At 60.7% G+C, this 24,250-nt stretch carries 23 protein-coding genes and 1 pseudogene; 18 read left to right on the top strand and 6 right to left on the bottom strand.

The window, feature by feature from the left end; all coding sequences use genetic code 11:
• Positions 1–269 precede the first annotated feature (269 nt).
• The 5 genes from G7025_RS19640 (at position 270) to G7025_RS19620 (ending at position 4,885) form a co-directional block, all read left to right on the top strand.
• Positions 270–515, top strand: coding sequence for a DUF6124 family protein (locus G7025_RS19640; RefSeq protein WP_181080754.1), 246 nt, complete (start codon positions 270–272; stop codon positions 513–515).
• A 236-nt stretch (positions 516–751) separates the two neighbouring features.
• On the top strand, positions 752–1,639 hold the full coding sequence (locus tag G7025_RS19635; RefSeq protein WP_181080753.1) for a nitrilase family protein: 888 nt from the start codon (positions 752–754) through the stop codon (positions 1,637–1,639).
• 14 nt (positions 1,640–1,653) lie between these two features.
• Positions 1,654–2,823, top strand: a complete 1,170-nt coding sequence (locus tag G7025_RS19630; protein ID WP_181080752.1) for a hypothetical protein — start codon at positions 1,654–1,656, stop codon at positions 2,821–2,823.
• 162 nt (positions 2,824–2,985) lie between these two features.
• Positions 2,986–4,482, top strand: coding sequence for a helix-turn-helix transcriptional regulator (locus G7025_RS19625; protein WP_181080751.1), 1,497 nt, complete (start codon positions 2,986–2,988; stop codon positions 4,480–4,482).
• Between the two features lie 133 nt (positions 4,483–4,615).
• Positions 4,616–4,885, top strand: coding sequence for a DUF1652 domain-containing protein (locus tag G7025_RS19620; protein ID WP_181080750.1), 270 nt, complete (start codon positions 4,616–4,618; stop codon positions 4,883–4,885).
• Positions 4,886–4,966: 81 nt separating this feature from the next.
• On the opposite strand, the gene G7025_RS19615 is transcribed toward G7025_RS19620, so the two are convergent.
• Together G7025_RS19615 and G7025_RS19610 are read right to left on the bottom strand one after the other, a co-directional pair.
• Entirely contained in the window at positions 4,967–5,275 is a 309-nt protein-coding gene (locus tag G7025_RS19615; RefSeq protein WP_181080749.1) for an RcnB family protein, read from the bottom strand.
• A 59-nt stretch (positions 5,276–5,334) separates the two neighbouring features.
• On the bottom strand, positions 5,335–6,225 hold the full coding sequence (locus tag G7025_RS19610; protein ID WP_181080748.1) for a terpene synthase family protein: 891 nt from the start codon (positions 6,223–6,225) through the stop codon (positions 5,335–5,337).
• A gap of 370 nt (positions 6,226–6,595) precedes the next feature.
• Here G7025_RS19610 and G7025_RS19605 point away from each other — a divergent pair, with 370 nt between their 5' ends.
• Positions 6,596–7,153 carry a helix-turn-helix domain-containing protein gene (locus tag G7025_RS19605; protein ID WP_181080747.1) on the top strand — a complete coding sequence of 186 codons (558 nt, stop codon included), beginning with the start codon at positions 6,596–6,598 and terminating at the stop codon, positions 7,151–7,153.
• Positions 7,154–7,164: 11 nt separating this feature from the next.
• Positions 7,165–8,511: a glutamine synthetase family protein gene (locus G7025_RS19600; RefSeq protein WP_181080746.1), complete on the top strand. Its 1,347-nt coding sequence runs from the start codon at positions 7,165–7,167 to the stop codon at positions 8,509–8,511.
• A 163-nt stretch (positions 8,512–8,674) separates the two neighbouring features.
• Here the strand turns inward: G7025_RS19600 and G7025_RS19595 are convergent, their stop codons facing one another.
• A complete protein-coding gene (locus G7025_RS19595) occupies positions 8,675–9,568 on the bottom strand; it encodes a LysR family transcriptional regulator (protein ID WP_181080745.1) in 894 nt (297 codons plus the stop codon).
• A 129-nt stretch (positions 9,569–9,697) separates the two neighbouring features.
• Between G7025_RS19595 and G7025_RS19590 the strand changes: the two genes are divergently transcribed.
• Both G7025_RS19590 and G7025_RS19585 read left to right on the top strand, forming a co-directional pair.
• The gene (locus G7025_RS19590) at positions 9,698–11,344 is read left to right on the top strand and encodes a GMC family oxidoreductase (protein WP_181080744.1); all 1,647 of its coding nucleotides are present in this window, start codon (positions 9,698–9,700) and stop codon (positions 11,342–11,344) included.
• Between the two features lie 65 nt (positions 11,345–11,409).
• A complete protein-coding gene (locus G7025_RS19585; RefSeq protein WP_181080743.1) occupies positions 11,410–13,032 on the top strand; it encodes an MFS transporter in 1,623 nt (540 codons plus the stop codon).
• Positions 13,033–13,053: 21 nt separating this feature from the next.
• Here G7025_RS19585 and G7025_RS19580 read toward each other — a convergent pair whose 3' ends face one another.
• Positions 13,054–13,206 (bottom strand): hypothetical protein, encoded by a 153-nt coding sequence (locus tag G7025_RS19580; protein ID WP_181080742.1) that lies wholly within the window; start codon positions 13,204–13,206, stop codon positions 13,054–13,056.
• Between G7025_RS19580 and G7025_RS19575 the strand changes: the two genes are divergently transcribed.
• From G7025_RS19575 to G7025_RS19560, 4 genes are all read left to right on the top strand, one after another.
• Entirely contained in the window at positions 13,205–15,154 is a 1,950-nt protein-coding gene (locus G7025_RS19575) for a DNA topoisomerase III (RefSeq protein ID WP_181080741.1), read from the top strand. The genes G7025_RS19580 and G7025_RS19575 overlap by 2 nt on opposite strands.
• Positions 15,155–15,289: 135 nt before the next feature.
• A complete protein-coding gene (locus G7025_RS19570; protein WP_181080740.1) occupies positions 15,290–15,730 on the top strand; it encodes a CBS domain-containing protein in 441 nt (146 codons plus the stop codon).
• A gap of 8 nt (positions 15,731–15,738) precedes the next feature.
• The gene (locus G7025_RS19565) at positions 15,739–16,584 is read left to right on the top strand and encodes an NAD-dependent protein deacetylase (RefSeq protein WP_181080739.1); all 846 of its coding nucleotides are present in this window, start codon (positions 15,739–15,741) and stop codon (positions 16,582–16,584) included.
• 485 nt (positions 16,585–17,069) lie between these two features.
• Complete coding sequence (locus tag G7025_RS19560; RefSeq protein WP_034097212.1) at positions 17,070–17,399, top strand: hypothetical protein; 330 nt, start codon at positions 17,070–17,072, stop codon at positions 17,397–17,399.
• Between the two features lie 120 nt (positions 17,400–17,519).
• Here G7025_RS19560 and G7025_RS19555 read toward each other — a convergent pair whose 3' ends face one another.
• The gene (locus G7025_RS19555; RefSeq protein WP_181080738.1) at positions 17,520–18,422 is read right to left on the bottom strand and encodes a LysR family transcriptional regulator; all 903 of its coding nucleotides are present in this window, start codon (positions 18,420–18,422) and stop codon (positions 17,520–17,522) included.
• Between the two features lie 133 nt (positions 18,423–18,555).
• Between G7025_RS19555 and G7025_RS19550 the strand changes: the two genes are divergently transcribed.
• From G7025_RS19550 to G7025_RS19535, 4 genes are all read left to right on the top strand, one after another.
• Positions 18,556–19,254: a CoA transferase subunit A gene (locus tag G7025_RS19550; RefSeq protein WP_034097208.1), complete on the top strand. Its 699-nt coding sequence runs from the start codon at positions 18,556–18,558 to the stop codon at positions 19,252–19,254.
• 34 nt (positions 19,255–19,288) lie between these two features.
• Positions 19,289–19,948: a CoA transferase subunit B gene (locus tag G7025_RS19545; protein WP_034097206.1), complete on the top strand. Its 660-nt coding sequence runs from the start codon at positions 19,289–19,291 to the stop codon at positions 19,946–19,948.
• 11 nt (positions 19,949–19,959) lie between these two features.
• Complete coding sequence (locus G7025_RS19540) at positions 19,960–21,141, top strand: acetyl-CoA C-acetyltransferase (RefSeq protein ID WP_181080737.1); 1,182 nt, start codon at positions 19,960–19,962, stop codon at positions 21,139–21,141.
• A 195-nt stretch (positions 21,142–21,336) separates the two neighbouring features.
• On the top strand, positions 21,337–22,137 hold the full coding sequence (locus G7025_RS19535) for a DUF4349 domain-containing protein (protein ID WP_181080736.1): 801 nt from the start codon (positions 21,337–21,339) through the stop codon (positions 22,135–22,137).
• 21 nt (positions 22,138–22,158) lie between these two features.
• Here the strand turns inward: G7025_RS19535 and G7025_RS19530 are convergent, their stop codons facing one another.
• Complete coding sequence (locus G7025_RS19530) at positions 22,159–23,244, bottom strand: DUF1615 domain-containing protein (RefSeq protein WP_181080735.1); 1,086 nt, start codon at positions 23,242–23,244, stop codon at positions 22,159–22,161.
• Between the two features lie 249 nt (positions 23,245–23,493).
• On the opposite strand from G7025_RS19530, the pseudogene G7025_RS19525 reads away from it, so the two are divergent.
• Positions 23,494–24,250 (top strand): annotated as a pseudogene (locus tag G7025_RS19525) (type IV secretion protein Rhs); the annotation flags it as partial.

The raw sequence follows: 24,250 nt of genomic DNA, 5'->3' as shown, positions 1-24,250 counted from the left end.
CGCTTGCGCCGCTCAAATCACGTGGCTAGTCTTCGCCGGTCACTGCCAATTCAGTGACTCGGGTTTGGTAGACCACGAATGATTAGGCGCAAAGCGCCCCCTTCTGTAAGGCGCTTTTTTTCGGCCCTGCGTTATGGTGGCCGTGCGCAGGGCACCCCCGGGTGCGCCGGGTCCTAATCACCGGTCTACCAATCTGCGTACGGTCACCGCCTTAAAATCGTTTGGTAGCGATGGTGGTGGCTTTCTAACTTAGATTAGGAGTTGAACCCATGGACAAACTTGTCCCCGCCCCACCGGCCTCAGAACCGCCATTTTTCACCACAACCCCGGACCTCAGTTTCGAAGATGCCCTGGCCCACGCCAGCAGCGTACTGCGTTGCGCAGCCGTGGCGGCACAGACGGCGGGCGAGCAACTGGATGGCACATCGAGGACGCTGGTGCTTTCGGTCATGCACTTGATAGACATGGCGAGCGTGATGGTGGATCGATCGCTGGAGTATGTACAACCGCGCTGAAACAACGCCAGCCCCAGTGGCCCGGGAGCATGCTCCATGCCTCCTGGGGCTGGCAGCAAAACTGCGACGCGCAGCGCCGCTGCTCGTTGATAATTACTACCAGAGATCTAAGAAAAACAGAGAAAAGAAATGGGCTACAACGTGACAGGAATCACCTGACTTCCATTTAATTATCGGCCCGCCTCTTACTGAACATTCAACCACTTCCGGTTGCATAACAATAAGAGGTTTACCTCATGAACTCTCCAATAAGCCCCGCCCGCGTCGCCGTCATTCAGTTCGACCCACAGGTTGGAATAGCCAATCGAGAAGACAACCTGCGTCAAAGCCTCGCGCTCGCAGCCGAAGCGGCAAACGGTGGCGCCAATCTGATCGTGCTGCCGGAATTGTCCAATTGCGGATATTTCTTCAGCAGCCGGCAGGACGCATTCGATCACGCAGAGCCTGTGCCGAACGGACCAAGCGTTCGCGAATGGACGGACTTTGCCTGCAGGCACCAGGTGTACCTGGCAGCCGGTCTGAACGAGATAGACGGCAGTCAGCTGTTCAACACAGCAGTGTTGCTGGGACCCGATGGGTTCATAGGCAAGTACCGCAAAGCCCATCTATGGAACCTGGAAAAGCTCTGGTTCACACCCGGCGACACCGGGTTTCCGGTGTTTGAAACGCCCATAGGCCGCATCGGCCTGTTGATCTGCTGGGACATCTGGTTCCCGGAAGTGCCACGTATCCTCAGCCAACAAGGCGCCGATATTATCTGCAGCCTGAACAACTGGGTGTGGACGCCGCCGCCGCTGTTCGATGAAGCCGGCAAGTGCATGGCCTCGTACCTGACCATGACCGCCGCGCATGTGAACAACGTGTTTATCGCCGCCGCCAGCCGCATTGGCCAAGAGCGGGATGCACGCTACCTCGGCTGCTCGTTGATTGCCGGAACCAATGGCTGGCCGATCGGTGAAGTGGCGTCGGCCAATCGCCAGGAAATTCTATTTGCCGACATCGACGTCACCAGCGCCCGCAGCGCGCCGATCTGGAACAGCCTCAATGACCTGCAACGCGACCGACGCAATGATCTATACGATCAGATGCTGGGCTATGCCCATCATCCTGCCCTGCCTCGCTGAGCGGAGGGCCATTCATGGAGCCTTTACTGACCAAGAAGACGTCCGCGCGTTCACGCCTGGATATAACGGTCCTGACCCTGGGACTCATTGCGACCTTGTTGATGCTCTGGGTGGTCTCCAACCACCAGGGCTCATGGCCTGGCTACCGCGACATGGTCACGGCCCTGCCGCATCCGGCGGCGTGGTTGCGCTGGGTCACAGGCGATATCAGCGAGGTCGCGTTCTACAAGCATGAGCTGGCATCACTGGGCCTGCTGAGCGGCGCTTATCTGGCCTGGTGGGCAAGCCGACAGGGCAAAGCCTGGCAGGGCTTTTCCATCTCTTATGGCACTGGCTTATGGCCCTGGCTGGTGACCAGCTCATTGATCGGCCTATTGCTCAGTAACCTGCTGTGGGGCTGGAGTGTCACGGCAGACACTTGGCAGCCGACCTTCGCGGCGTTTGTTTCATTGCCGGCAGCGATGGTGCTGATGTTTGGCGGTGGCTGGAAGGTCACCCTCAACGGCGCAGTGCTGGGCGCGCTGCTGGTTACGCCCATGTGCCTGCTGATCGTGAACCTGGTGTGCGTACCGATGGGCCTGCCCGCTGTAATCGGCAACGTGCTGGGCATGGCAATCGGGAGCGTCCTTGCATTTATACTGTGCCATCGGGTGCCCTCGCTGGTGCGTTCGAACTGCATCGCCCCAGAGAGGCCGGCCCCTGTTGCGCCTGCTCGCTATGGTGTGGTCTGGAGCGTGCGTCGAGTGCTGGCCGACTTTTCCGAAGCGCCATTTTTCGGCAATGAACTGGCCAGTCTCGGTCTGTTGGCGGGTGCGTTGCTCGCCTATGCGCTCAACCCGATAAGTCCGGCGTATGGCTCGGGCCTGCTCTTGTACATGATCGGCGCACAGGCAATGACATCGGCAGCTGGGGTGGTGATATGGCGCCGGCAATGGATACGGCACGGCTGGTATCCCACCTACGTTCCGCTGGTGTCAGTGGTCCCGGCGGCTGTGTTGACCCATGGCGGAAGCTGGACGGTAATGGGAGCCAGTGCACTGCTTGGCGCACTGGTCGCACCACCGCTGGCCTTTGCGATTGCGTCGAGGCTACCCGGGCATTTTCACCCCTATATCGGCAACGTGATCTCAATGGCGTTGAGTACGCTGATGATCGTGCCCATCGTCGGCTGGTTGGCGAGTTGACATGTGCGTGGTCAGGGCATGCCCCTCACCACGCTCATTAAACGCTCGTAGGCCAAACGCACCAGTGCGCCAGGTGCATTCGTACCGCCCTCTCATGCATTTTCTCCGCACTATCGCGAACCCAGGCTGTCGGAATTTCATGCGCATTATTCAGGAGACAGCATGAGCCAGGACGTCCTTGCCAAAGAAACCAACCGCCGCCAATTGCAGCAAATCATCTCCGGGTTATCCGACGGTGTGATTCTGGCCGAGGTCGACCAGACCATCCTGTGGGCCAATGAGGCGGCGTTGACCATGCATGGCGTCGGCGACGTGATGGGGCTGGGCGCCAATGGGCAACAGTACGCCGAGCGTTTTTCTCTGCGCTACCGCAATAACCATCCATTGCAGGACGACAGCTACCCGTTGGCCCGTGCGGCGGCCGGTGACGAATTCAGCGACGTGATTGTGGAAGTCACGCCTACCGCCGCCCCGGACAAAACCTGGGTGCACCGCCTGCGCAGCCTGGTGATCACCGACTCACGGGGCGAACCTGAACTGCTCGTGCTGATCCTCAGCAACGCCACCCAATGGGCCAGTGCCGAGCAACGCTTCGAAAAAACGTTCAACGCCAACCCCGCGCCGGCGGTGATCTGCCGCTTGAGCGACCTGCGCTATATCAAGGTCAACCAGGGTTTTCTGGAGATGACCGGCTACAGCCGCGATCAGGTGATCGGCCGCTCGGTGTATGAGCTGGACGTGCTGGAACAGGCCGAGCGCAAAGACCTGGCCATTCAGCGCCTGGGCGAAGGCGCGACCATCCCGCAGATGGAAGCTGAGCTGAAGCTCCCCAAAGGCGGCAGCAAGTTGGTGGTGGTCGCCGGCCAACCGCTGGACATGAACGAAGAAGATTGCATGCTGTTTTCCTTCATGGATCTTGAGCCTCGACGCAAGGCGGAGATCGCTCTGCGCCAGAGCGAAGAACGCTTCGCCAAGTCGTTTCGACTGACGCCGGTGCCGACCCTGGTGTGCAACGCCGATAATCGCCATGTGGTGGACGTCAACGAAGCCTTCATGAGCATCACTGGCTATATCAGCGAAGAGCTGATCGGAAGATCCATCGAAGAGATCGGCTTCATCGATAGCAATGCGACGTCCGAGCAATTGTTCGCCACCTTGGAAAAGGCCGGCAACCTGGACGGCCAAGACCTCAAGGTGCGTAAGAAAGGTAATGAGGTGATCGATTGCGTGGTCTCGGCCGACACCGTGGTCATCCAGGACGTGCCCTGCTACCTGCTGGTAATGATGAACATCACCGAGCGCAAGCGCTCAGAATTGGAGCTGGTAGCGGCCATCGAGGAAGTGATGCAGGACGCGTCGTGGTTCAGCCAGACGCTCATCGAAAAACTGGCCAACGCCAAAAGCGTCAACAGCCCCAACCTGCCAACGGTGAGCTTCACCGACCTCACCGCCCGCGAGCGCGATGTGCTGGGCCTGATCTGCGAAGGCTTGGCTGACAAAGAGATCGCCTCTCGCCTGAAACTGGCACCCAACACCGTGCGTAATCATGTGGCCACGGTGTACTCCAAGCTGGGGGTGCACAGCCGCAGTGCGGCAATAGTATGGGCGCGGGAACGCGGGCTGTTTGCAGGGGATCTACGGGTAAAAAACAAACGCTGACAGTGCAAATGCACCAGTGCCACTAGTGCGAATTCGCCTTATTGCCTGCGCCGACAATCCTTAACCTTCAGCCGGTAGGTACAGGGTGCTCTGACCTTGTGCCGTCGCTTTTTCATGCCTTGAAGGAAACTGCATGTTCACCCTCGCTCAACTGCGAAATTGCATCGAAGAAGGCCTGTCGCCACTGACCTGCGAATTTACCCTGTGTCGGGATGCCTCATTGACCCTCAAGGTCTATGACGCCGAAACCGGCCGAGTGGACCTGGTAGTGACCGGGATCAGCACCAACCGGCTGCAGACCCAAGAGCAAGTGAAAAAAATGGTGGAAGAGCTGCGCTACGAGTTGCAAAGCAACAATGTGGGCAAGCTCACGCTGGACGACCTCCCTTTATCGACCACGTAATAAAACCCGCTCTCCTGCGGCAGGTAACACGGCCCTTGCGGCCGGTTACCTTTATCCGAGGCACTTGACGTTACCAGAGGGTTACTTCTTGACGGGGGTAATCTCGAGGATCGTACCGTTGGTGGTTTTGAGCAGCACAAACTTGTCGCCCACACGCGTCCATTGGCTTTCTTCCTCTGGCTGCTTGAGGCCGCGTTTTTTCCAGTCGGTGACCGCCGACTCCTTGCGCATCAGCATATCCGGCGCGCGATCGCCCTCTTTCAAATCACGGGCGTTAATGTTGGAAGGTTGCACGGTTTCCTGCGGAGTATCACCGGCCTGCGCGACAAAGCTGGCGGTGGACAGGCTGGCGGCGACCAGCAGGCAGGCGGTTAGAATTTTGGATTTCATGGGTGCTCCTTCAATGAATGATGCGTACCCAGGTTCAGACCCCTGGCGCGCGCAATCATTCACCGCATGAAATCCGCTTGATATCGCGCACTGTGCTTGTGCCACTCCAGGTTCCCCGCGATCCAGGCTTTGAGCCCGTTGAGATAACGCTTCAATAACGGACTTGCCTCTTTGAGCAGTACACGCTCCGCCGCTTCGTATTCCAGCATCACGCCGTCATGGATATCAGCAATCCTGTCTATCGCCTCTTGAAGCGAGCACTGGTGTTGTGCCGCAAGCAGATACGGCAGTTTGAACGTACCCACCTCGTTCAAATGCTCCTTATAGGCCGAGTACAAATCGTTGACTAATGTGGTCGCTAGCGACGCCAGCGCAGTGACACGGTGGACCTGCGGCTGCGAATACAGATTAGCCGGGACTTCATAGCCACCGATGGCGTCAATCAATACCAGGCACGGCCAGAAGCTGTTGATATGCCGACTGGCAAGGTACTCAGCGACGGTCGGCCGGGAGTCATAAACACGCCACGCCCCCTCGGCGGCCATTGCCACAAACATCGCGATACTGATTTGACGCACCCTGGCGACTTGGGACGGCGTGCAAAACTGGCCGACGCGCTGCATATAGGCGCGCAGCCCCACCAGTACCGGATCGCCGTTGAGCTGGATCTCCAGTTGGGCATCGAAGGGCGTGGGCAGGTAAGCGGGGTCCATGGCGGCAATCGCGAACGATAAACGCGGGGCGACCTGACCGGGGTCGCAACCCAGTGAGCGGTCATCGCAGTAATGGTCGTCGACGGCAAACAGCGCCGCCAGGCACTGGCCTTGCAACAACAGGCGGTCGGGATCGTCGGTGTCCACATGACACAACATGGCATAGCGACCGAAATCCGAGGCGCGGATGTTGTCCCACTTGCCAGGGAAAATGCCGATGTGTTCAATCCATTCCATCAGTCGTTCATTCACCACCCGCCCCAATGCGTTATCTATGCGCATGGGAGATGGGCAACGAAGCGCACGCACCTTAAAAGGCGGAATAACCGACGGTGAGGCAGCCGAAAATGGGTCCATAGCAATATGCCTGATCGTTGTGACTGGGCGGTACCGCTGACCCGACTGCGTGAGTGATGTGTAGGAAAATTAGCCAAGAACTTAACGTTTCGCCATGTCGAGGTTAGAACAGGTGGCTCTCTCTGCCTATTTACCTGATTGACGGGCACTCCATCACGGGCCTCGCCACCGGCGATCGCCCACCGATGCGTCGATTGCCATCGTGAAATTAATCCTGTAATTTTTCATGAAATTTTAAGAAATAAATTTCATGACCCCACAAGAACAACTCGCCACCCTTGCCGCGCTGATCCATGACTTGCGCAAGCACAAGAAGCTCACCCTCGCCCAGCTGGCGCAGAAAATCGAGCGCTCGGTAGGCTTTCTCTCTCAGGTCGAACGCGGTTTGTCGCGCCCGACCGTGGCCGACCTGACCGCCATCAGCCACGCCCTCGACGTGCCCACCACCTACTTTTACAGCCAGCCCAAGCCCAAGGCGATTGAGTGGGTAACCCGCCCCAGCGAGCGGCGCACGGTGTATTACGCCAATGGCATCACCGACATCCTGGTGTCGCCGAGCATGAGCGGCGCTTTTTCCATCCTCGACAGTCTGCTGGCGCCGGGCGCCAACAGCGGTGAACAGACCATGAGCGACCGCGCCGAACAGGCCGGTTTTGTGCTGGAAGGCGAATTGACGCTGTGGGTAGACGGTGAAAACGACGCGGTCACGCTCGGCCCCGGCGACAGCTTTCACCTGGCCAGTTTCGCCCATTGCCGCTACGCCAACCTCACCGACCTGCCCGCCCGCGTGCTGTGGGTTTACAACTAGGAGCATTACCCGTGAAAAGCCAATCCGCCACGCTGCTGGCCGAAGTACGGACCTTTCGCCAGCATCATCCGGACGTGCGTTATGTCGACTTGATCGCCCTGGACATTCCGGGGCATTTCTATGGCAAACGCTACCCGATCGAGATGCTCGAAAAGGTCGCCGCCGGCAGCCCGTTGAAGCTGCCGCAGAATGCCGTGCTGCTCGGCGCTCAAGGCGGCCTGTTCAAGATTGGCGACTACTGCTTCCACGATGGCGACCCGGACGCGAATCGGCGTCTGGTGCCGGGCACGCTCAAGCCGGTGAGCTGGGAATCGCAGCCCCTGGGCCAGATGCTGATCACCTCCGACGGCACCGAAGCCCCTATCGAATTCGAACCCCGCGAAGTGCTGGCCAAGGTGCTGCAGCGCCTGCACCACAAGGGCATCCATCCGGTGGTGGCGTTCGAACTGGAGTTTTATCTGTTCGACAAAACCCTCGATCATGGCCTGCCGCAATTTGCCCGTGACCCGCTGAGCGACGACGCCGACGACCAGCCCACCCTGCACATTGATCGACTGTCGCGCTTCTCAGGCGTCCTGGACGACATGGCGCAGACGGCCAAGGACCAGGGCATCGACATCACGGTGATTACCGCCGAACTCGGCCCCGGCCAGTTCGAAATCAATTTCGGCCACCTCGACGACGGCTTGCGCGCCGCCGACTGGGCCGCGCTGTTCTGCCGCAGCACGCGCGGCGTGGCCCTCAAGCACGGTTACCGCGCCAGCTTCATGGCCAAGCCGTACTTGCAATACCCTGGCAGCGGCATGCACGTGCACGTCAGCCTGTATGACGGCGCGGGCAACAACCTGCTGGCGGCGCATCAGCAGCAACCGCTGCGCCACGCGGTGGCCGGGTGCCTGGAATTGCTGCCCCATTGCATGCCGATCTTCTCGCCCAACCACAATGCCTTCCGCCGCCTGGGCGGCACCGTCAACGCCGCCACCCGCGCCTGCTGGGGTTTCGAGGACCGCGATGCGTGCGTTCGCATCCCCGACTCCGACCCGCGCAACCTGCGGATCGAACACCGTCTGGCCAGCGCCGATGCGAACCCGTATCTGGTGCTGGCGGCGATCCTCGCCGGCCTGGAACATGGCCTCGACGCCCAGCGCGAACCCATCGCCCCGCTGAACGAAGACCGCAACAGCGGCGCCGACTTCCCATTGGACATGCTCGACGCCGTACGCACCATGCAGCAGCACGCCAGCGTGCGCGATAAGCTGGGCGCCGAATTTGTCGACGTGTATTGCGAGAACAAGCGCCAGGATCATCTGGCCTTTCAACAAGAAATCAACGCGCGGGAATACCGCTGGTTTCTTTAACCTCGGCTCACCACAGGGGGAACGGCGCACACAGTGGTTGTGGTGAGGGGGCTTGTCGAATCGTCGCACCGCCCGCGCTGGGCCGCGAAGCGGCCCCAATACAGGCGCTGAGATTTTGTGTTGGGTCAGCGTTCAGTTTCAGGGCCGCTTCGCAGTCCGGCGCTCAATTGGACTCACCGAGCAACAGCTTTTGCTCCCGCGCGCACAGCTCCACCACGTAATCCCACAACACCCGCAGCCGCACCGACTTGTGCAACTCGCGACGCGAGCTGATCCAGTAGCTGCGCTGAATCCGCTCCCCCGGCAGCAACGGCACCAATTGCGGGTCGGACGCCGCCATAAAGCACGGCAACACTGCAATCCCCAGCCCCGAGCGCGCGGCGTGGTGTTGGGCAATGACACTGGTGCTGTGGAACACCACTTTGGGGTTGCGGCAAAAGCTGCTGAGCAGTTTGAGTTCCTGGCTGAACAGCAGGTCATCGACGTAATCGATCCAGGCATGGGTGGCGAGGTCTTCGCGTTTTTCGATGGGCGGGTGGCGGTCCAGATAGGCGCGACTGGCGTAGAGGGCCAGGCGGTAGTCGGTGAGTTTGCGGGTAACGAGTTGGTCGACGCTGGGGCGTTCGAGGTGGATGCTGATCTCCGCTTCGCGGTTGAGGATGCTGACGAAGCGCGGCACAGCCACCAGTTCCACTTCCAGCCCCGGATAACGTTCGAACAGGCCGCCCATGCGTCCGGCGAGGAACATCACACCCAGGCCTTCAGCCACACCGAGGCGGATCTTGCCCAGGGGCGCGGCGGTGTGGGTGAGTTCGTCTTCGGCCAGCAGCGCGACGTTTTCCATGGCTTCGGCGTGCTTGAGCAGGGCTTCGCCGGAAGGGGTCAACTCGTAACCGTGGGCGTGCTGCACGAACAGTGCGGTGCCCAGGCTCTTCTCGATGGCCTCGATATGCCGCGCCACCGTGGCGTGGGTGGTCTTCAGGCGCTGGGCGGCGGTGAGCAGACGACCGCTGCGTTGCAATTCGAGAAAAAACCGCAAGTCATTCCAGTCGAACATGTCGCCTCCTGTGCGTGGGCCGTCGCAGCGCTGTTTATAAACGCACAGCAGCTGGGTAAAAACTAACATTTTTAAGACGAAAACTAACAACTAGGATGGGGGCAATAAGAAAAACAAGCGAGACTTCAGATGCCCACTGCAGCTGCTGAATATGATTACGTCGTAGTAGGCGCCGGCCCCGCCGGTTGCCTGCTGGCCAATCGACTGTCCGCCAACCCCGCCCACCGCGTACTGCTGTTGGAAGCCGGCGGCCGCGACAACTATCCCTGGATCCACATCCCCGTCGGCTATCTGTTCTGCATCGGAAACCCGCGCACCGACTGGTGCTTCAAAACCGAAGCCCAGCCGGGCCTGCAGGGGCGCGCGTTGAGCTATCCGCGAGGCAAAGTGCTGGGCGGTTGCTCCTCCATCAACGGCATGATCTACATGCGCGGCCAGGCCCGTGACTACGATGGCTGGGCCGCCGAAGGCAACGCCGGCTGGGCGTGGAAGGACGTACTGCCGCTGTTCAAGCACAGCGAAAACCACTTTGCCGGTGGCTCGGAATTTCACAGTAATGGCGGCGAATGGCGCGTCGAACAGCAACGACTGTCATGGCCGATCCTGGATGCTTTTCGCGAAGCGGCAGCGCAAAGCGGCATCGCTAATGTCAGCGATTTCAACCAGGGCGATAACGAAGGCTGCGGCTACTTCCAGGTCAATCAGAAGGCCGGGGTGCGCTGGAATGCGGCCAAGGCGTTCCTCAAACCCGTCCGCCAACGCCCCAATCTCACCGTGATCACCGAAGTGGAAGTCGACCGCGTGCTGCTGGAAAACGGGCGTGCCTCTCAAGTGGTCGGGCGCCGGCTCGGCCAGCCCGTGAGTTGGAAAGCCCGCCGGGAGATCATCCTGTGCGCCGGTTCGGTGGGCTCGCCGGGCATCCTGCAACGTTCGGGAATCGGGCCGTCCAAAGTGCTCAAACCCTTGGGCATCAATGTGCTGCACGAATTGCCCGGCGTGGGCGGCAACCTGCAGGATCACTTGCAGCTGCGGCTGATCTACAAACTGGAAAACGCGCGCACCCTCAACCAGATCGCCGGCACCGTGTGGGGCAAGATGGGCATGGGCCTGCGTTACCTGTACGACCGCAGCGGCCCCTTGTCGATGGCGCCCAGTCAGCTCGGCGCGTTTGCGCGCTCGGGGCCGGAGCAGGCCTCGGCCAACCTCGAATATCATGTGCAGCCGTTGTCCCTGGAGCGCTTCGGCGAACCGTTGCACGGCTTTCCCGCGTTCACCGCCTCGGTGTGCGATCTGCGCCCGCACAGCCGTGGCCGGGTCGATATCCGCTCGGCCAACCCGGCGGACGCGCCACTGATCCAGCCCAACTACCTCAGCCACCCCGAAGACCTGCGCGTGGCCGCCGATGCCATCCGCCTGACGCGGCGCATCGTCGCGGCGCCGGCCTTGAGCCAGTTCAAACCGGTGGAATACTTGCCGGGCGAGTCGCTGCAAACCCAAGAGCAACTGCACGAAGCCGCCGCGCGCATCGGCACGACGATTTTCCACCCGGTGGGCACTTGCCGCATGGGCAGCGATAAAGACGCGGTGGTCGACGCCCAATTGCGCGTGCATGGCATCCCCGGCCTGCGTGTCGCCGATGCCTCGATCATGCCGCGCATCACTTCCGGCAATACCTGCTCACCCACGCTGATGATCGCGGAAAAAGCCGCGCAGCTGATCCTTTCGCCGAACACAAGGAGCTTCGCACCGGAGAAAGAACCGGTTCACGCAATCTGAATAGCGGCGCCACACCCGGCGCCGACAGTGGAACAACAATAAATAATCACTGTGAGGGCTACCCGATGTCAGACCACGCTCAACCCCTGGGCTCGGCAATAAACGCGAGCACCGGCAACGATTCCAAAAAAGTCATCTTCGCCTCGTCCCTGGGGACGGTGTTCGAGTGGTATGACTTTTTCCTCTACGGCGCCCTCGCGGCGGTGATCAGCAAACAGTTCTTTGCCGGGGTCAACGACACCACGGCGTTTATCTTTGCCTTGATGGCCTTCGCGGCCGGCTTTGTGGTGAGGCCGTTCGGCGCACTGGTGTTCGGCCGCCTGGGCGACATGATCGGGCGCAAATACACGTTCCTGGTGACCATCATCCTGATGGGCGTGGCGACCTTCTGCGTCGGGCTGTTGCCCAACTACGCCAGCATCGGCATTGCCGCGCCGATCATCCTGATCGTGCTGCGCATGCTGCAGGGCCTGGCGCTGGGCGGTGAATACGGCGGTGCCGCCACGTATGTCGCCGAGCACGCACCGGTCGGCAAGCGCGGGTTCCACACCAGCTGGATCCAGTCCACCGCCACCATCGGCCTGCTGCTTTCACTGTTGGTGGTACTGGCATGCCGCTATTTCACCGGCGACCAGTTCGAAGTCTGGGGCTGGCGGATTCCGTTCCTGTTTTCCATCGTGCTGCTGGGCATCTCCACCTGGATCCGCATGAGCCTGCATGAGTCGCCGGCCTTTCTGAAAATGAAAGAGGAAGGCAAGGCCAGCAAGGCGCCGATCCGCGAGTCGTTCGGTAAATGGGAAAACCTCAAAGTGGTGCTGATCGCGCTGTTCAGCATCAACGGCGGGCAGGCCGTGACCTTCTACGCGGCGCAGTTCTACGTGCTGTTCTTCCTCACCCAGTTCCTGCGGATGGACCCGGCCCTGGCCAACATGCTGCTGATTATCAGCGTGGTAATTGGCGCGCCGTTCTTCATCCTGTTCGGCTGGCTGTCGGACAAAATCGGGCGCAAACCGGTGCTGATGCTCGGCCTGCTGCTTGCCACTGCGCTGTATTTCCCGATCTTCAAGGGCCTGGCGCACTACACCAACCCGGCGATGGACCAGGCCAGCCGCCAGGCGCCGATCACCGTGCTGGCCGACCCGGCCACCTGCACCTTCCAATTCGACCCGGTGGGCAAGGCGCGGTTTGATAGCCCATGCGACAAGGTCAAGACCTTTCTGGTCAAACAAGGCCTGCCTTACACCAGCGCCGCCGCGCCGGCCGGCAGCCCGGTACAGGTGAGCGTGGGCGATGTGCGCATCGACGGTTTTGACGAAGCGGCCCTGCGTGGCGCCGTGACCCTGGCCGGTTACCCGTCTTCGGCGGATGCGGCGCAGGTCAACAAAGTCATGGTGGTGGCGCTGATCGTGCTGCTGATCCTGATCGCGGCCATGTGCTACGGCCCGCTGGCGGCGTTGATGGTGGAGCTTTTCCCGACACGCATCCGCTACACCTCGATGTCCCTGCCCTACCACATCGGTAACGGGTGGTTCGGCGGGTTCCTGCCGACCGTATCGTTTGCGCTGGTGGTATACACCGGCGATATCTTCTACGGCCTGTGGTACCCGGTGGTGGTGACGGGGGTGAGCCTGATTGTCGGGTTGTTCTGCCTTAAGGAAACGCGGCACGTGGATATCGATAGCAACTGAATAAGCGGCAAGCGGCAAGCTTCAAGCTGCAAGTAAAAGCCAATCGGCTCTTTCTTGCCGCTTGCAGCTTGCAGCTTGAAACTCAAAGCTGTACATCCATACAGATAATGGTTGCTCAAATCCATCCGACTGAGCATCCTGCAAAGCATCAACCCGATCTGATGTGATGACCATGCGGCTGTACCTTTGTGAAAAACCCTCCCAGGCCAAGGACATTGCGGCGGTGCTCGGTGCCGGTCGTCGTGGCGATGGGTGTTGGCTGGGCAATGGGGTCACCGTCACCTGGTGCATTGGGCACCTGCTGGAAACCGCCCCGCCCGATGCCTACGACGCCAAGTACAAGCGCTGGGTGCTGGCCGACCTGCCGATCGTGCCGGACAAATGGAAGATGCTGGTCAAACCCAAGACCGCCAGCCAGTTCAAGGCGGTCAAGCGCTTGCTGGGGGAAGCCCAGGAACTGGTGATCGCCACCGACGCCGACCGTGAGGGCGAGATGATCGCCCGCGAGCTGGTGGAGCATTGCCGCTATCGGGGGCCGATCCAGCGGCTGTGGTTGTCGGCGCTGGACGACGCTTCGATTCGCAAGGCGCTGGCCGCCCTCAAGCCCGGCGCCGACACCTTCAGTCTGTACCACTCGGCCCTGGGCCGCTCCCGCGCCGACTGGCTGATCGGCATGAACATGAGTCGTCTGTTCACGCTGCTGGGGCGTCAGTCCGGTTATCAAGGCGTGTTGCCGGTGGGCCGGGTGCAAACGCCCACCTTGCGCCTGGTGGTGGACCGCGACCGCAGCATCGCCGATTTCGTCCCGGTGGCTTACTGGGCCATCGATGTGGACCTGCGCCACGCACACATGATCTTCACGGCCCAATGGCGCGCCGCCGAGGATGCCTGCGACGACCAGGGCCGCTGTCTCAACTCGCAACTGGCGCAGGCCGCCGCCGATGCCATGGGCAACGCCACCAGCGCGCGCCTGGTAAAGCTGCGCACCGAACGCATGCGCGAGGTGGCGCCCTTGCCTTTCGACCTGGGCACTCTGCAGGAAATCTGCTCGAAGAAACTCGGCCTCGGCGCACAGGAAACTCTGGACATTGCCCAATCCCTCTACGAAACCCACAAGGTCATCACCTACCCGCGCAGCGATTGCGGCTACTTGCCGCTGAGCCAGCACGGCGAGGCACCGAAGATTCTCGCCGCGCTGGGACGTGCCGATCCGGCGGTCGGCGACCTGATGCCGCATATCGATCCCCAGCGACGCTCGCGGGCATGGAACGATGCCAAAGTCAGCGCCCACCACGGCATCATTCCCACCGGGGCCGGCAAGGATGTGGGCCAGCTCAGCGGCAAGCACCGCGCGGTGTACACCTTGATTCGCGCACGCTATCTGGCGCAGTTCCTGCCCAACCACGAATACGATCGCACTCAGGCGGATTTCGACTGCGCCGGTTTTGCCCTGCGCGCGGTGGGCAAAGTGGTGATCGAGCCAGGCTGGAAACGCGCCCTGCCCGAAGCACTCGCACCCACCAAGGGCCGCGAAGCGCCAGCGCCCCAGGCCCTACCGGCGCTGGTGCAGGGCCAGGATTACGCAATAGCCAAGGTCACGCTCAAGGACCTGTGGACCCAGCCACCCAAACCCTTTACCGAAGGCGACCTGATCAAGGCGATGAAAAACGTGGCCAAACTGGTGGAGGACCCGCTGCTCAAGCAAAAGCTCAAGGACACCACCGGCATCGGCACCGAAGCCACTCGCGCCGGTATTATCCAGGGGCTGCTCGACCGCGGTTACCTGGTCAAGAACGGCAAGGCGCTGGCCGCCACGCCAGCGGCATTCAGCCTGATCGACGCGGTGCCCCGCGCCATCGCCGACCCCGGCACCACCGCCATCTGGGAACAAGCGTTGGACATGGTGCAAAGCGGTGAAATGAGTCTGGAGGAATTCGTCGCCAAACAGGCGGCCTGGATGAGCAAGCAGGTGGCGCGTTGCAATGGCCTGCGCATGACCATCACCGGCCCGGCCAGCCCGGCAGGCCGAGGAGCGACGCCGTGGAAAAACAAACGCAAGGCAGCCGCTCGCAAGACATCGACCAGCCCAAAACGGGCAAAAAAACCGGTAAATAGCGGATAAACACCAAAAAAAGCGGGCCAGTGACGTTTTTCGACAGGTTTAACGCCGCATTGGTCCTTGCTAGCACGCAGGCCGTCTAGGATTCTGTAGGGGTTGCACTGAATTCCTGATAACAACAACACCGGAGTGGCCGCCATGAAAACCGTTGCACAGCTGCTGAAAGCCAAAGACCAGAAAAACCAGGACGTCCACACCATCCAATGGGATCACACTGTGTTTGAAGCCCTGATGCGGATGTCGGAAAAAAACGTGGGGGCATTACCGGTCGTCCGAGACAACGAAGTGGTGGGCATCATCAGCGAGCGTGACTACGCGCGCAAAATCATGCTTAAGGGCCTGTCGTCGCTGACCACCAAGGTGCACGAGGTGATGAGCGCGCCGGTGATCACGGTGGATACCCATAAACGCGTCGAAGAATGCATGAACATCATGACCGACAGTCACCTGCGTCACCTGCCCGTGGTCGAAGACGGCAAATTGCTGGGCCTGCTCTCTATCGGTGATCTGGTCAAGGAGGCCATCGCCGAGCAGGCTGACCTGATCAGGCAACTGGAGCAGTACATCCGCGGCGAATAGGAGAAACCATGCTCGAATCCCTGGCGCATCAGCAGGACCACCTCGACACCCTGTATCGGGCCATGGCCGATCGGCGCTTTCTGGTGTTGACCGGTGCAGGCATCAGCACGCCCTCAGGCATCCCGGACTACCGCGACCGCGAAGGCGTGCGCCGAGGCAAGGCGCCGATGATGTACCAGGAATTCCTGGCCACCCCGCAGGCGCGGCGGCGTTACTGGGCGCGCGCCATGCTGGGCTGGCCGCGCGTACGCGTCGCACAACCGAATGCAGCGCATCGGGCGCTGGCGACGCTACAACAACGCCGGCGCATCAGCGGGTTGATTACGCAAAATGTCGACGCCCTGCACGATCAGGCCGGCAGCCAGGAAGTGATCGAACTGCACGGCAGCCTGCACCGCGTGCTGTGCCTGGACTGCCAGCAGCGCAGCCAGCGCGATGCGATCCAGCATCTGATGGAAACCCAGAATCCCTACCTGGCGGGCGTCGATGCCGTACAGGCGCCCGATGGCGACACGCTGCTCGACCCGGCCTTCGAAGCGCGCTTTGAGGTGCCCCACTGCCCGCATTGCAACGGCGAACGGTTGAAACCGGACGTGGTGTTTTTCGGTGAGAACGTCGCCCCGCCTACTGCCGCCAAGGCAATGGCGGCGGTGGAACAGGCTGAAGGATTGCTGGTGGTGGGCTCCTCGCTGATGGCCTATTCGGCGTTTCGCTTGTGCAAGGCCATGGTCGAGCAAGGCAAACCGGTCATCGCCATCAACCTGGGTAAGACCCGAGGCGATGAGTTGTTGCAGGTAAAGATCGAAGGCTCGTGCGAGCAGCTTCTCCCCTTGCTGGCGGACCGTTTGCAGTAGCTCCCCTTCTCCACCGCAGCGACCGACCAGCGCAAAAAATGACGCTTGAGTCACGCCCCTGCCGTATCTCCCCGTCCCCACGACGAATTATGTAGTGAGAAAAAATAATCACTACATAACCGTTGACGTAACCTTTTTGTCCTTGCATGATCAAGGCGTCTCCCGGATCGGGAGCGTTGGTAACAAGCGTTTTGAAAGAGCTCGTCTGACCGCCGAGCTGTTTTTTCCGGATGTGCACTGCCCACAAGGCAGATTGATGAAGCTGACCGACCTCGAAAGAGCACGGTACAAGAAGCTCGAATGCTCCTTGTCTTCGTTATGAAAGCATTGCGTAGCAGTTCATCAGCAAGACTACATGCATCAGGTTCAAGACCCTGCCCGTATTCGGCAGACAGTTACTGACGCCCGGTTATTGAAGCCGGAGACAACTAAGCAGTTTTAACGGAACCAACTGATAGATCGCCAACTGGTCAAGGGGCTTACACATGAATCTGAACAACCAACCAACTATCGATGAATTGGCTGAGATGTTCGCAGCGCAGAAAGACACACTCGACGACCATATCCTGTGGATTGGCAAATCGGGCGAAGTCAAGATCGACTGCCTGGCGCCCCACACCGAAGAAGCCGAGTTCGACCGTAACAACCGTGAACTGGCGGCGCGCTTGAAGATGTATCGCCGCGGCCAGGGTTATGTCGGCAAGAAGGCCGCTGCCGATCGCAACTTTATCGAACAAGTATTCGACACACTTAACAATGCCTGGGAGTCTTTCAAAGACAGTTCTCAAGTAAAAGTGATTGATCGCTACTACTAGAAACACCTCGTTCAATGTGGGAGCTGGTTTGCCTGCGATAGCCATTAACGTTCAACAACAGTGTTGAAGTTAAAGTGTTATAACAGGCAAGCCATCTCCCACACTTGTTTGCGCCGCGGGTCAAAACGTTGGAAATCGGCCCTTGCCCGCCTCATCGCGAAAAATATCGAACATCACTTGTGCCGCCGCCGACAATTCATGCCCTGGCTTGGTCAGCACACCAATCGGTCGTTCGATCACCGGATCACGCAAGGTAATGCAATGCGCGCCGGCCTCCTCCATCTGCCTGGCGCACAACGCCGGCACGGCACTGACGCCCAAGCCGCTGGCTACCATTTTGCCCACAGTCGCCAATTGATGGCTTTCCAGTGCGACCGGCAGTTTCATCCGTAGCGCACCCAAATGCTCCTCCAGCATCACCCGGACCGTGGACGGCCGTTGCAAGGTGATGAAGGGGTGTTCCAGCAAGGTTTCCCAACCGATCTCGTCGCACTGCGCCAACGGCGAATCCCCAGGCACGACCGCAATGAAGCGATCCAGATACAACGGAGTAAAAGCCAGCGACGATCCTTCAGACGGCTCGAACGCCACGCCCAGCTCAACCTGGCGATCGCGCACCATCTCCAATACCTGCTCGTTGATCAAGTCGTGCACCGTCACGTTCACCTGTGGGTAACGCGCGCGGAATATCTTCAGGATCGGTGGCAACAGGTTGCCAGCAAACGACGGCATCGCCGCCACTGTGACGCGCCCGCGCTGCAACGTGAAGCGTTGGCGCAACTCATCCTCGGCGTTATCCCAATCGGCCATCAGTCGGCGCGCCAGGGGCAGCAGCGATTCACCCTCCGGGGTCAACGCCACGTTGCGTGTATTGCGGCTGAACAATCGCCCGCCCAAACCCTCTTCCAGGCCTTTGATGGTCAGGCTCAGCGCCGACTGGGAGAGGTGCAGACGCTCGCAGGCAGCAGCGAAACTCAGGCTCTGTGCCACGGCGAGGAAGGCACGCAGCTGTTTCACGGTCATGACGGTTCTCCGAGCGACGCTTCGACTATGCTGTTTTCTAAATCAATCAACCTTAAAAAACAACTTAACAAATCAATTCATCAGCGCAACACTCGGGCCATTGGCTGGCCCACAAACAATAAAAGAGGTGCATATGGCAGGTTTCGATAAACGCGTGGCGTCCTATGAAGAGGCGCTGGCAGGCCTGGAAGATGGCATGACGGTACTCGCCGGCGGCTTCGGCTTGTGCGGCATCCCGGAAAATCTCATCGCCGAAATCAAGCGCAAAGGCACCCGTGAGCTGACCGTGGTCTCCAACAACTGCGGCGTCGACGGTTTTGGCCTGGGCGTGCTGCTGGAAGAAAAACAGATTCGCAAAGTGATCGCGTCCTACGTCGGTGAAAACGCGCTGTTCGAGAAGCAGTTGCTCAGCGGCGAAATCGAAGTGGTGCTGACGCCCCAAGGCACTCTCGCCGAAAAAATGCGTGCAGGCGGTGCCGGTATCCCGGCGTTCTTTACCGCCACCGGCGTCGGCACCCCAGTGGCTGAAGGCAAGGAAACCCGCGAGTTCAACGGTCGCCCTTACCTGATGGAAGAATCCATCACCGGCGACTTCGCCATCGTCAAAGGCTGGAAAGCCGACCACTTCGGTAACGTGATCTACCGCCACACCGCTCAGAACTTCAACCCGCTGGCCGCTACCGCCGGCAAGATCACCGTGGTCGAAGTCGAGGAAATCGTCGAACCGGGCGAGCTGGACCCGGCGCAGATCCATACTCCTGGCATCTACGTCGATCGGATCATCTGCGGCACCTTCGAGAAGCGCATCGAACAGCGCACCGTGCGCAAATAATCCGCCTCCAGCCCGAACAATAAGGACACACAAAATGGCTCTTACCCGCGAACAAATGGCCCAGCGCGTCGCCCGCGAGATGCAGGACGGCTTTTACGTCAACCTCGGTATCGGCATTCCGACCCTGGTAGCCAACTACATCCCAGACGGCATGGAAGTCATGCTGCAATCGGAAAACGGCCTGCTCGGCATGGGTCCGTTTCCGACCGAAGACACCATCGACGCCGACATGATCAACGCCGGCAAACAGACCGTCACCGCGCGCATCGGTGCGTCGATTTTCTCTTCCGCCGAATCCTTCGCGATGATTCGCGGCGGCCATGTCGACCTCACCGTGCTCGGCGCGTTTGAAGTGGACGTGCAGGGAAACATCGCGTCGTGGATGATCCCCGGCAAACTGGTCAAGGGCATGGGCGGCGCCATGGACCTGGTGGCCGGCGCGGAAAACATCATTGTGATCATGACCCACGCGTCCAAGGACGGTGAATCCAAGTTGCTCGATCGTTGCAGCCTGCCGCTGACCGGTGCCCACTGCATCAAGCGCGTGCTAACGGACCTGGCGTACCTGGAAATCGAAAATGGCGCTTTTGTCCTCAAGGAACGCGCACCTGGCGTCAGCGTTGAAGAGATTGTGAGCAAGACCGCCGGTAAACTGATCGTCCCGGACCACGTTCCAGAAATGCACTTCCAGTGAGGACAGATTCCATGCAAGACGTCGTGATTGTTGCTGCCACCCGCACCGCCGTGGGCAGCTTTCAAGGTTCGCTGGCCAGCATCCCGGCTCCGGAACTGGGCGCTGCCGTGATCCGTCGCCTGTTGGAGCAGACCGGCCTGGACCCGGCCGAGGTCGATGAAGTGATCCTCGGCCAAGTGCTCACCGCAGGTTCGGGCCAGAACCCGGCACGCCAGGCCTCGATACTCGCCGGCCTGCCCCACGCGGTGCCGAGCCTGACCTTGAACAAGGTCTGCGGCTCGGGCCTCAAGGCGCTGCATCTCGGTGCCCAGGCCATCCGCTGCGGCGACGCCGACGTCATCATCGCCGGCGGCATGGAGAACATGAGCCTGGCCCCCTACGTACTGCCTGCCGCGCGCACGGGCTTGCGCATGGGCCACGCCAAGATGATCGACAGCATGATCACCGACGGCCTGTGGGACGCGTTCAACGATTATCACATGGGCATTACCGCCGAGAATCTGGTGGACAAATACGGTATCAGCCGCGAAGCCCAGGACGCCTTTGCCGCCGCCTCGCAGCAAAAGGCCACCGCCGCCATCGAGGCCGGGCGGTTTGTCGATGAGATCACGCCGATCCTGATCCCTCAGCGCAAGGGCGAGCCGATTGCCTTCGCCGTGGATGAGCAACCGCGCGCCGGCACCACGGCCGAGTCCCTGGCCAAGCTCAAGCCGGCCTTCAAGAAAGACGGCAGCGTTACGGCGGGCAACGCCTCCAGTCTCAACGACGGCGCCGCTGCGGTGCTGTTGATGAGTGCCGACAAAGCCAAGGCCCTGGGCTTGCCGGTATTGGCCCGAATCGCCAGCTACGCCAATGCGGGCGTGGACCCGGCGATCATGGGTATCGGTCCGGTCTCGGCCACCCGCCGTTGCCTGGACAAGGCCGGTTGGCAGCTCAGCGACCTGGATCTGATCGAAGCCAACGAAGCCTTCGCCGCGCAATCCCTGGCGGTGGGCAAGGAGCTGGAGTGGGATGCGGACAAGGTCAACGTCAACGGCGGCGCCATCGCCATCGGCCACCCGATCGGCGCCTCGGGTTGCCGTGTGCTGGTGACCCTGCTGCACGAAATGATCAAGCGCGATGCCAGGAAAGGCCTGGCGACCCTGTGCATCGGTGGCGGCCAAGGCGTAGCCCTGGCGCTCGAACGCAGCTGATAAAAGCGCAGCGCAGCTCACGTGTGGGAGGGGCTGCCCCTCCCACATTAGATCGTCATGGCTGGTCAGGGTGAGGCACTGCGAACTCCGCATTCCAAGCCATCACCGTCAGCCCTATTGCACGAGGCTTTGCGTTAATACGCCGGACCCGCTTTAATCGCCGCCAACGTCTCCGCACTCCCCCAAGGAACCGCAATGCGCCATCTGGACGGCAACCCTCGCCCGCTTCGCGTCCCGTTATTGATTCTGCTGGCTGGCCTGGTACTGGTCGGCTGCTCGCCCAAGGAGCATTCCCGCGCCGCCGCCATCAATGGCGAACAAGGCCAAGCCGGGGCACAACTGGCCTACGAACATGAATTGACCCTGGCCTTGCCCGGCGCCCTGCTCGCGCCGCGCATGCAGGCCACCCGTGAGGCTTGTGAATCGGCACGGTTCGGCGCCTGCAATATCCTCGGCATTACCGAAGACGGCAATGGCGGGGCAATCATCCTGCGGATCGCGCCGACCGGTGTGGAACCGATGGTCAGGCTGGCCGCCGAAGGTGGAACGCTCGGACAGCGCGTCACCACGGCCGAAGATCTGGCCGACGCGGTGGCTGATGTAGGTCGCCGCCGGGATCGCCTGCAAGCCCAGCAACAGCGCCTCGATGAACTGGCCAAGCGCAAGGACATCAGCGTCAGCGACCTGATCGCCTTGAGCAAGGAACAGGCGAGCATTGAAAACGAACTGCAGGCACTCGCCCAGGTTGCCGCCGGCCAGCAGCGCCGCCTGGACACCAACCGCGTCACTCTCAACTTCCGCTCTTACGACGGCGCGAACCAGTCGTCACGCTTGAGTCGAATGTTCAGCAACCTGGGCACTAACCTGGTGGACGGCACCGCAGACGCCCTGGAGCGCGCCAGCTATGTGCTGCCGTTCTTGATCCTGGCATTCCCGGTGGTATGGCTGTGGGTGTGGCTGTGGCGCCGGGTTGTGGTGAAGCGCAAAAACACCTGACGGGATTGAAATGACCAGCCCTCAGCGCTTCATGCAGCGCTGATAACGCTCATCCACGCGCTTGGCAAACCACGCCGTGGTCAGGTTGCGAGTGATCTTCGGGCTTTTGAGCACAATCCCCGGCAGAATCGCGCGCGGCATGGGTTTGCCCGCGGCCTTGTCGGCAAGCGCAAACACACGTTGGTACAGGGTGGTTTCCTCGAAATCCAACTGTTCACCTTGCTCCAGTTGGCTGCGGATGCTGGGGTTGCGCATGTCCAGCTTCGCGCCCAACGAACGCACCGCCAGCTCAGTGGTGCCGGGCAGCAATGAGCCGTAGCGTATCAAATCCCCATCCAGTGCCAGTTCGAGCCCCGAAGCCCGACTGACCGCCGCCTGAAACGCCGCATTGCGGCTGGCGTACCAGCCGGCGTTAAAGTCGGCGAAGCGGTACAGCGGCTGATCATAGTTCACCGGGTAGCCCAGCAAATGGGCAATACCAAAGTACATGCCGCCGCGACGGGTGAACACTTCGCGTCGGATCGAACCGTCCACGGTGTAGGGATAATTCCGCGCCTGTTTCTGCGCAAAGTCGATGCTCACCTGCATCGGTCCGGCCGTGTGAACCGGGTTGAAACCGCCGAACAGCGTCTTGCCCAACGGCACCATGCTGATGAAGTCATCGAAAATACCGCTCAGGTCTTTCTCCGTGCGCGCGGCGCTCAGGCGCTCGGCGTAGCTCTTGCCGGTGGGCGAATTCAGTTGCAATGCGCTGCGCACCACAAAGGCCGGCACATGCACCTTGCCGGCACGGCGCAAGATTTCATCCTGGGCGATTTTGCCCATATTGGGCACCGGCGGGTCGACCTGGAAGGTGGACTCCTGCTCGGTCACCGCCAGCACCGCGCAGATATTTTCGGTGCTCGGGTAAATTTTCTGGGTATCAAAGGCCGTGTAGATATCCTGGGCCCAGCCATTGCGGTCCGTAACGTTGGCCGGCAGCAACCGCACGATCTGCGCCTTGACCTCGGCTTCGCTGCGTTCCGGTTGCTGCGGACCTCGGGCGGTGGAGCAACCCGCCAGTACCAGCAAGGGCAAAAGGCAGAGGATCAGGCGGCTTGAATACATGAAGATTCCTTGAGTGACGGCGGGCCGTGAGTTGCACGTTTCGACAGGTAAGTCTAACCAGGGTTCGTGGGTTCGGTAGGCTCGTCCGTTACGACCGGATGTGACAGCTGCCGAAACATCCCACGCAAGCGCCGGATAAGCTCTACTCCCCTGCCCCATAAACCTCTGCAAAGTCCCTCGCCTGATCACACAGTGCGAAGGATTGCAGATGGTTTTTTTCGTTATGGCCCTGATTGATAGGGCCGCCTCATGATAGGCGCGACCAGCGAAGCCATTGGCTTTCTGGTACTCGCCGCCCTGGATGCAAAGACCCGCGACGTCGAGTCCGTGCTCAGGGATTTTCGCGGATGCCTCAATAGTTACGACGCCTGGGCCGAGAGTGTCCTCAGCTTTTCGGCGCTGAATATCGAGCAGGTGTTCAAGGCCGGGGACGAAGCGGAGCGGGTCGCGCCGATCAACCGCTCGCTGTTCCCCAGCAGGACCGTTGCAGCATGCCGGGCCGACGGCACCTTGACCTTGGTGCATCGGTTCCAGAGTTCACGGTTCGTACCCATCGGCAATACACCGGTAATCCTCCAGCGCGTCGATGCAGACGGCACGCTGCTGGGCGAGCCGATCCATAAAACCATGGGGTCCAGCGGCATTCTTGAAGTCAAGGAATGCGAGCGTAACCAGCGCTACCGCATCCACTTCTACCCGAATGTATCCGCCGCGCATTTCAAGGCGTTGTACGCCTCTTACCAGGCGCTGATCACCCCATTGGAGGCGTGGCTGCGCAGCGAATGGTCCGCCACCTTCGAACCGCTGTGGCAGGGCTACTCCGAGGCGAACTTCCTTAAGCGCTACCTCTCGCTCCACGCCGCCTACGCGCGCGGATTCGGCGAAGCGCTGTACTCGCTGTGGGACAACCTCAAGCAACTGTTCCAGTGGCTGTCGGACCCGGTGGCCCATGCCGAGCAATGGCTGCGGTATCTGTCCCAGGCCGAGTTTGACCAGTTGCTGGCGC

Source organism: Pseudomonas lurida (assembly GCF_013522705.1).
GTDB classification, from domain to species: Bacteria; Pseudomonadota; Gammaproteobacteria; order Pseudomonadales; family Pseudomonadaceae; genus Aquipseudomonas; species Aquipseudomonas quebecensis.
Note: the sequence above shows the minus strand (reverse complement) of the source record. Positions and strands in the feature narration are given on the sequence as shown.

Bases quoted from the DNA above. Each gene is read 5' to 3' on its own strand.
- G7025_RS19640 (WP_181080754.1), top strand. From the start codon at position 270: ATGGACAAACTTGTCCCCGCCCCACCGGCCTCAGAACCGCCATTTTTC.
- G7025_RS19635 (WP_181080753.1), top strand. From the start codon at position 752: ATGAACTCTCCAATAAGCCCCGCCCGCGTCGCCGTCATTCAGTTCGAC.
- G7025_RS19630 (WP_181080752.1), top strand. From the start codon at position 1,654: ATGGAGCCTTTACTGACCAAGAAGACGTCCGCGCGTTCACGCCTGGAT.
- G7025_RS19625 (WP_181080751.1), top strand. From the start codon at position 2,986: ATGAGCCAGGACGTCCTTGCCAAAGAAACCAACCGCCGCCAATTGCAG.
- G7025_RS19620 (WP_181080750.1), top strand. From the start codon at position 4,616: ATGTTCACCCTCGCTCAACTGCGAAATTGCATCGAAGAAGGCCTGTCG.
- G7025_RS19615 (WP_181080749.1), bottom strand. From the start codon at position 5,275: ATGAAATCCAAAATTCTAACCGCCTGCCTGCTGGTCGCCGCCAGCCTG.
- G7025_RS19610 (WP_181080748.1), bottom strand. From the start codon at position 6,225: ATGGAATGGATTGAACACATCGGCATTTTCCCTGGCAAGTGGGACAAC.
- G7025_RS19605 (WP_181080747.1), top strand. From the start codon at position 6,596: ATGACCCCACAAGAACAACTCGCCACCCTTGCCGCGCTGATCCATGAC.
- G7025_RS19595 (WP_181080745.1), bottom strand. From the start codon at position 9,568: ATGTTCGACTGGAATGACTTGCGGTTTTTTCTCGAATTGCAACGCAGC.
- G7025_RS19590 (WP_181080744.1), top strand. From the start codon at position 9,698: ATGCCCACTGCAGCTGCTGAATATGATTACGTCGTAGTAGGCGCCGGC.
- G7025_RS19585 (WP_181080743.1), top strand. From the start codon at position 11,410: ATGTCAGACCACGCTCAACCCCTGGGCTCGGCAATAAACGCGAGCACC.
- G7025_RS19575 (WP_181080741.1), top strand. From the start codon at position 13,205: ATGCGGCTGTACCTTTGTGAAAAACCCTCCCAGGCCAAGGACATTGCG.
- G7025_RS19580 (WP_181080742.1), bottom strand. From the start codon at position 13,206: ATGGTCATCACATCAGATCGGGTTGATGCTTTGCAGGATGCTCAGTCG.
- G7025_RS19570 (WP_181080740.1), top strand. From the start codon at position 15,290: ATGAAAACCGTTGCACAGCTGCTGAAAGCCAAAGACCAGAAAAACCAG.
- G7025_RS19565 (WP_181080739.1), top strand. From the start codon at position 15,739: ATGCTCGAATCCCTGGCGCATCAGCAGGACCACCTCGACACCCTGTAT.
- G7025_RS19560 (WP_034097212.1), top strand. From the start codon at position 17,070: ATGAATCTGAACAACCAACCAACTATCGATGAATTGGCTGAGATGTTC.
- G7025_RS19555 (WP_181080738.1), bottom strand. From the start codon at position 18,422: ATGACCGTGAAACAGCTGCGTGCCTTCCTCGCCGTGGCACAGAGCCTG.
- G7025_RS19550 (WP_034097208.1), top strand. From the start codon at position 18,556: ATGGCAGGTTTCGATAAACGCGTGGCGTCCTATGAAGAGGCGCTGGCA.
- G7025_RS19545 (WP_034097206.1), top strand. From the start codon at position 19,289: ATGGCTCTTACCCGCGAACAAATGGCCCAGCGCGTCGCCCGCGAGATG.
- G7025_RS19540 (WP_181080737.1), top strand. From the start codon at position 19,960: ATGCAAGACGTCGTGATTGTTGCTGCCACCCGCACCGCCGTGGGCAGC.
- G7025_RS19535 (WP_181080736.1), top strand. From the start codon at position 21,337: ATGCGCCATCTGGACGGCAACCCTCGCCCGCTTCGCGTCCCGTTATTG.
- G7025_RS19530 (WP_181080735.1), bottom strand. From the start codon at position 23,244: ATGTATTCAAGCCGCCTGATCCTCTGCCTTTTGCCCTTGCTGGTACTG.